The organism is Thermosulfurimonas sp., from assembly GCF_015491435.1.
GTDB lineage: Bacteria > Desulfobacterota > Thermodesulfobacteria > Thermodesulfobacteriales > Thermodesulfobacteriaceae > Thermosulfurimonas_A.
Window position 1 is genome coordinate 1 of record NZ_WFVX01000152.1, and the last position, 5,162, is coordinate 5,162.

Sequence of the window (5,162 nt, forward strand, 5' to 3'; positions counted from 1 at the left end):
TCTTCAGGTTCTCAGTCTATTTCCGAGGCTGGCTCTTTTCGTCTGGGAAAAGGGGAAAGACCCCGATTTCGAAAATCCCCGTCGGATTTCTCCGGGGGTCCACTCGTTGCGCGGGCTTTCCTTGGGAAAGACCTATCTTCTTTCGGCGGCTGTAACCTTCGGTCCGGATATCTATGGTCCCCTTTCTCAACCCCTTGAGGTCAAAATGGAAGACACGGAGCCACCTTTGCCGCCCTCGGGAGGAGGATATTTTTTGAAGGGGAATACCCTGGTCCTGGTATGGGATCCCAGTCCTTCAAGGGATGTAGTGGGTTATGTGGTGGAAAGGGAGGGTAAGCTCTTTAAGGTCAAGAAAAACATGTTTCAGGAGCGAGATGGCTTAAAAGGGGTGGTCCTTTATAATATAAAAGCCCTGGACGGAGCAGGACATGAAAGCTCGCCTTTATTAATAAAAGTAGTTTTTCCCGAGGAGGGGGAGAATGAAGGGAAGCGGGGAGAGAAATAGATTGGGGTTTACGCTCATCGAACTTTTGGTGGTGATCATTATTCTGGGGTTACTGGCCGGGATCGTTATTCCCAGGGTGGTGGGCAGAGTGGATCAGGCCCGACGCGAAAGTACCCGGATTCAACTCAAGGCTCTTAAAGGGGCCTTGGAACAGTTTCGTATGGACAATGGTTTCTATCCCACTACGGAGCAGGGGCTTCGCGCCCTGGTGGAAAAGCCCGAGATTCCGCCCGTTCCCAAGCGCTGGCATCGGTATCTCGACGAACTACCCCGGGATGGTTGGGGAAACGAATTCGTTTATCTTTCACCGGGTGAAGACGGACACCCTTACGAACTATTCTCCGTGGGGCCGGATGGCCTAGAGGGTACGGAGGACGATCTTTCGGTCTGGAATCTGGTCAAAGGGGAGTAAAAATTTGATCTTTCAGACGGGGATAGATCAGGGGGCCTCTGGCACCAAGAGGGTTACCCTTCTAGTTTTCCCGTTCCTTTCCTATTACCGTGTTCTTTCTTCATCCCCGCGGGGACGAAGGATCTACCTTATTCCCTCTCATCGAGTTTTGTTAAGAAATCTTCCCCCGGAAATAACTCGTCCTGAGGAGGCCGAAAGGTATCTCCAGGAAGAAATTTTGTCCTTTTTAAAAGATCGACACATCCTCTGGAAATTGTGGTGGGAAGAGGGAAGGGCCAGAGTTCTGGTGGCCGAGCCCGAGGAAAGACTCGAAAAAGGAGTGTTCTGGGATGCCGAACCGGTAGCCCTGGTAAGGGCTTTTCTGACTACGGGGTTAAGGAACGGGACCATAGTGGATTTCGGTCGTCGAAAGGTGACCCTGGTGAGGGTTCGAGAGGGGAGGCTGGCCGGGTTCCGATGTTTCCTCAATGGCCAGCGGGGGTTCGAGGAGGGAGATTCCTCCGGGCCTTTGGTGGTCTCGGGAGGGGGGAGTCTTTCTCCGGAGGTGGAGAAATTTTTTACCGGGAGGGAAATAAAAAGGGTCCCCGCAGTGCCTCCGGAAAAGGTGAGCGCCTTCGGGGCTGCTCTATGGGGGGTTCTGGGCCGCAATCTTCCGACTTTTCATTCTTATTTTCTCGAGATTGAACCCGAGAAGGCCCGCAGGATCTCTGGAATTCTCCTCACGGGGCTTATCCTTTCTTCTCTGCTCTGGGGAGGCCTGAAATTCTGGGTCCCCGTAATATACCGGCAGTTGAAGGCCCGTGAAAGAGCCCTTTTTCACAAGTACTATCCTGGAACCCCGGTGGTGGCTCCCCTCAAACAGCTCCGGGTCCTGGTGGAAGAAGCCAAGGAACCGGGCTTTCAGAGCCTTTTAAAGCAAGCCCTGGAGGGTCTTCCGAAGGAAGCCAGGATTATGGCCCTCACTTTTGAGGAGGGAAGGCTCCGCATCAAGGCAGAGATTCCGGAGGAGAAGGCCGGAGAGCTTCCCGGGAGGCTTTGCGAAGTCAAGAAGCTTCCCGGAGGCACCGAAATCGTAACCCTGGAATTCGGCGGTGAAGGTTCTTAACCCGAGGCAGCATCCCCTGATTTTCTTGGGACTTTTAATGTTGTTGGGGATTGTGGTCCTCGGGCTTCTGGTACCGGAGGTTAAAAGAGCTCAAAGTCTTCTCCTTACGGAATGGAGCCGACTCCGATACCTGGCCTACCTTCTTGAGACCGAGGCCCCTTCCCGCAAGGCTCCCCTTTCTGCCGAAGTTTTTAAGGAAAAACTCGTTTCGCAGGGATTTAAACCGGAGACCATTCGAGGAGTATATTTGGGGGTGGAGGTGGAGATGGAGCTTTCCTGGAGGGATCTAGCGCGACTGCTTTCCTGGCTCAACGCACAAGGCCTTCGGATTAAGGCCTTTCACGCTGAGGATCCATCCGGCGAAGGAAATTTTAGAATCAGGATGATAGTGGGATGAAAAAATCGGGCTTTACCCTTATCGAAGTCCTCGTGGCTTTGATTATTCTGGTAGTGGCCTATACCGCTCTTCTCCATCTTCATATCCTAGCTATACATACCTTGACCCGCTCCGAAAATCTATTTTCGGAGGTCTCAAGGCTTGAGCTTTTTCTGGCCGGGGAGCCGGTGGAGGGAGTAAAGGTGGAGAGGCGCACCTTTAAGGTAAAAGGGCTTGCGATCCAGGAAGAGATTTACCGGGTTTCCCAAGGAAATGAAACGGCTTACTATCGCCTTTACGAAAGGAGATAGGGGTTTTACCCTTCTCGAAATCCTGGTAGTGCTCCTCCTTCTTTCATTGATTTTCGGAACGGTGGTTGCGGTTTTCCGTAGTGCCGGCCGTGGAGCCCTTACCCTTCAGCAGGATGCCGAACACCTCTATCGAAAGATCCTCCTCTCCTACCGGTTACGGTATCAGATCGAAGGGCTCTTACGTTCTTTCCGGCTGGAGAGGAGGGAAGATGGTCTTTATATGGGATTTATTACCTCCGTGGGGGAAACTTATCCGGGAGTGGTTCAGGTAAGGTATCGCTATGAAGACAAGGAATTGTTTTACTGCGAAAAGCCCTATCCTTACGGAGAGATTTTTTCCTGCGACGAAGGTCAGGAGGTTTCTCTGGGGATCTTTGAGAACTTCAAGATCAAAGTTTTTTACAAAGGTCGTTGGTGGTCCGAAGACGAGGGTTTTTTCGGCAGTCCCGAAAAGGTTGAGGTGAATCTGGAGGGCACCAGGATGATCGTTTCCGTAAGGGTGGGCCGGGTTTGGAGATGATTATTCTGATGGTTCTTGGATTTTTTATGGTTTTATCCGGGATAATTTCCGAGGAATTTCTTGCGGTTCGCCAGACCGAGGTCCTGGTCCATAAATTCTATCTCAAACAACAGGCCTATCATGAAGCCGTTTCGGCCCTAAAGTTCTTAACTCTTTATCTTAAAGAAGATGATCCCTCTTACGACACGCTTAACGATCGGTGGGCTTATCCTCTTGAGTTGCCCATTCCCGAAGGAGAAATCAGGGTTCAGGTGGAAGACGAAGAGCGCTACCTCAATCTCAACCTGGTGCGCACCGAAGCAGGGTTTAAGGTGGTAAAGAGGCTTTTCCAGGAAATTCGGGTCACCTCTCTTTCCCCGGAACTCCTCCGGGTATGGGTTGGGGGATCCGGGTTTTGGGATCGAACGTACCCTCCCAAGAAGGCCCCGCTTGATAGTCTTGAAGAGCTCCTCTTTCTGGGGATGTCCCGGGAGGACTTTTACGGCAAAGTCGAGGGGTTTACCTTTTATCCGGGGCTTTCCACCCTTACTACGGTATGGAGTAATGGCCGGGTCAATCTCAATACCGCTCCTGCCGAAGTCATTATGGCTTTAAGCCCCCGAATTGATAGAACCTTGGCTGAAAAACTGGTAGAATACCGCCGAACCCATCCCTTTAAAAAAATTGAAGACATTATCCTGATAGAAGGTTTCAATTTTGAGATTTTACATGACCTGCGCCCCTGGGCCACGGTAAAGAGCGAGAACTTTCGGGTAACCATTGAGGTGAGGGTAGGGGAGGTGGAGGGGGAGCTTAAGGCTATTATCCAGAGGAGGGGTTCCGGCTTTAAGGTGGTTTACTGGAGGTTTTCCTGATGTTTTTCTGGGCTCGGGCCTTATCGGTCTTACTTTTTGTCTGTTCGGCAGGCACCCTTCTTACCTTCGGATATTTTCAGCTTAGGTTAAGCGAAGTTCCCCGGATATCTAAAAATAAGATCTCTAGGATGCCAGAGCGTGCGCCCAAGGCCCATTTTGACCTGGAGAAACTTTGGGCCCGTTTTTACCTCCCTCCGGAAGAAGAGGCCTCTGTTTCCCCGGAGTCCTTCGGGATCGAGGCTCCGGAGCTCCGAGCAATTTATTACGGAAAGAAAGCCAGATTGGCCCTTTTAAAATTTGGAAGAGAGAGTTACTGGGCCAAAGAAGGGGACAGAGTAAAGGGCTGGCGGGTAGCGGAGATTCGTCCCGATTCCGTAAGTCTTCTTTTTAAAAATCGCCGGGTGGTGCAAAAAATTTTTGCGTCCGGTCCCGGGACTTCGGAAAGGAAATCTTTCGGTAGGAGCCCCTCGGGATCTTCCCGAAGGCTGCTCGTGATTTCCAGGGAAGAACTCGAACGACTTACGGCGGACTTGGGATCTCTCTTTTCCAGAATTCGTCTGCGTCCTCATTTTCAAGGGGGGCGAATAATAGGGGTCCGGGTGGAATATGTGGATCCCAGGTCTCTCTTCTTCCGGGCCGGACTTCGGGCCGGAGACGTTATTCTTGCCATAAACGGGATTCCGGTACGGAAGAACGAGGACGCCTTTCGCATTTTCGAGACCATCAAAACTGCTTCTTCTCTTTCGGTAAAAATTCAGAGGGCTGATAAAATTTTAACCTTAAAGGCGGAGGTGAGATGAGAAGGGCGTGGCCGATACTGATCCTGCTCTTTTGGTGGAGTATATCCGCTTTGGCAGCCGATTCCGGGGTCTATCTCAACTTTGATCAAGTAGAGGTGAAGACCCTGATTCGGTTCCTGGCCAAGGAACTCGGCAAGAATGTAGTTTATGACGAGAACTTGAAAGGAAAGATTACGATTATTTCCAAAAAACCGGTTTCTTCGGAGACTGCCTGGCGCATGATCACCGAGGCTCTGGGACTTATTGGGGCTACGGTTTATAAAGAGGATGGATATGTAA

The 5,162-nt window shown here is 51.2% G+C and carries 7 protein-coding genes and 2 pseudogenes; all 9 read left to right on the top strand.

What is annotated here, in order from left to right:
• A pseudogene (locus tag F8J34_RS06950) lies at positions 1–505 on the top strand (hypothetical protein); the annotation flags it as partial.
• Positions 480–917: a type II secretion system major pseudopilin GspG gene (gspG, locus tag F8J34_RS06955; RefSeq protein WP_297057591.1), complete on the top strand. Its 438-nt coding sequence runs from the start codon at positions 480–482 to the stop codon at positions 915–917. The pseudogene F8J34_RS06950 and the gene gspG, both read left to right, overlap by 26 nt.
• 217 nt (positions 918–1,134) lie before the next feature.
• Positions 1,135–2,022 (top strand): hypothetical protein, encoded by an 888-nt coding sequence (locus F8J34_RS06960; RefSeq protein WP_297057594.1) that lies wholly within the window; start codon positions 1,135–1,137, stop codon positions 2,020–2,022.
• 37 nt (positions 2,023–2,059) lie between these two features.
• Positions 2,060–2,419 (top strand): hypothetical protein, encoded by a 360-nt coding sequence (locus F8J34_RS06965; RefSeq protein WP_297057597.1) that lies wholly within the window; start codon positions 2,060–2,062, stop codon positions 2,417–2,419.
• Positions 2,416–2,709 carry a prepilin-type N-terminal cleavage/methylation domain-containing protein gene (locus F8J34_RS06970; RefSeq protein WP_297057599.1) on the top strand — a complete coding sequence of 98 codons (294 nt, stop codon included), beginning with the start codon at positions 2,416–2,418 and terminating at the stop codon, positions 2,707–2,709. Before F8J34_RS06965 ends, F8J34_RS06970 begins: the two co-directional genes overlap by 4 nt.
• Entirely contained in the window at positions 2,672–3,229 is a 558-nt protein-coding gene (locus F8J34_RS06975; RefSeq protein WP_297057601.1) for a prepilin-type N-terminal cleavage/methylation domain-containing protein, read from the top strand. Before F8J34_RS06970 ends, F8J34_RS06975 begins: the two co-directional genes overlap by 38 nt.
• Positions 3,230–3,237: 8 nt before the next feature.
• Positions 3,238–4,083, top strand: coding sequence for a type II secretion system protein GspK (locus F8J34_RS06980; protein ID WP_297057603.1), 846 nt, complete (start codon positions 3,238–3,240; stop codon positions 4,081–4,083).
• A 491-nt stretch (positions 4,084–4,574) separates the two neighbouring features.
• Positions 4,575–4,883, top strand: coding sequence for a PDZ domain-containing protein (locus F8J34_RS06985; RefSeq protein ID WP_297057606.1), 309 nt, complete (start codon positions 4,575–4,577; stop codon positions 4,881–4,883).
• Positions 4,880–5,162, top strand: a pseudogene (locus F8J34_RS06990) (hypothetical protein); the annotation flags it as partial. The gene F8J34_RS06985 and the pseudogene F8J34_RS06990, both read left to right, overlap by 4 nt.